2 protein-coding genes are annotated in these 1,115 nt (G+C 46.2%); both read left to right on the plus strand.

Annotation, left to right across the window (positions count from 1 at the left end; translation table 11 throughout):
• A partial coding sequence (locus tag ACFIQE_RS10660) for a hypothetical protein (RefSeq protein ID WP_375707732.1) occupies positions 1-229 on the plus strand: 229 nt, incomplete at its 5' end.
• Positions 230-260: 31 nt separating this feature from the next.
• Positions 261-944 carry a hypothetical protein gene (locus ACFIQE_RS10665; RefSeq protein ID WP_375707733.1) on the plus strand — a complete coding sequence of 228 codons (684 nt, stop codon included), beginning with the start codon at positions 261-263 and terminating at the stop codon, positions 942-944.
• Positions 945-1,115 lie beyond the last annotated feature (171 nt).

Raw genomic sequence — 1,115 nt, forward strand, 5'->3', positions numbered from 1 at the left:
GCACTGTCGTTGGGTTGGCACATGTGGGAGTAAAGCATATGGGCTGGAGCACGCTTTGGTTCTTGAACGATGGGGGGGGCTTGAACGATGGGGGGTTCTTGAACGATGGGGTGTTTGTGAGCAGTGTTGGATTTGTTCCTTTGTTTGTTTTGGAGGGGGTACGGTGTGTGCGTGTACTGTTGGGGTGGTGCTTAAAAAGAATGAGCATTTTTCTTTCCCACGGGCGTGATCTTTGATGTTCTTTCTGTGAGGGGTATTTGATGTCGAACAATGTGATGTTTTGGCTGTTGCCTTGGTTTTTCTGCTTTTTTGCTCTTGCCTTGATTTTTATTTATGTGGGAGCAAAGCGTCGCTCTGTTACAGAGTGGATGTTTTGGAGATGGGTGGTGCTTTATGGCGTTGTTGCCACCTACCTTGGTTTTGTTTATGTGGGCGTGGGCAGGCGCGCTGTTGATGGGGAGCTGCTCTTAAAGGGGGCGGTGTTTTCTTGCATTTTTGCAACTGTCCTTGGTTTGGTGCATCTGGGCGTCAAGAGTATGCCTGTGGCGGGGCAAGTGTTCTTAAAGGCGGTCATGTTTTGTTGCATGATGGGCTTTATCCTGTGGTTTGCTGCTGTGGGCGTCAGAGATATGGATAGCATAAGGGCGGTATTCTTAAAGGTTTTGCTCTTGTCTTTATTGTTGAAAGTGCTCTTGGGGTTCTTTATACGCGAGCAAAGTGATACGGTGCTACAGAGGTCGTTGCGTGCTTTGAATTTTGTGCTGTTTTCCTGCATTTTTGGTACTCTCCTTTTTTTTACTCGTCTGGGAGCAGAGAATCTAGGGTTGAGCTGGCTTTGGTTCTCGAATGAGAGGGTGTTTTTATTCATTTTTGGATTTACCCTTCCTTTTGTTTGTGAGGGAGCAAGGCGTGCGCGTGTTCTATGGGCTTGGTTCTTAAAGTAGGGTGTGTTTTTTGTCTTATGGGTGTGATCTTTAATGGGCTTGCTGTGAGGGGTATGTGATGTCGAACGATTTGTTTTTTTTGCTGTTGTTGGTATTTTCCTACCTTTTTATTGTTGTCGTTATTAGTACTTATAAGGTTTCCAAGCGCTTCGATATTTCGTGGTGGCGGGC

The sequence above is a fragment of the Bartonella sp. AA1HLJMS genome (genome assembly GCF_042197445.1).
Classification (GTDB): domain Bacteria; phylum Pseudomonadota; class Alphaproteobacteria; order Rhizobiales; family Rhizobiaceae; genus Bartonella.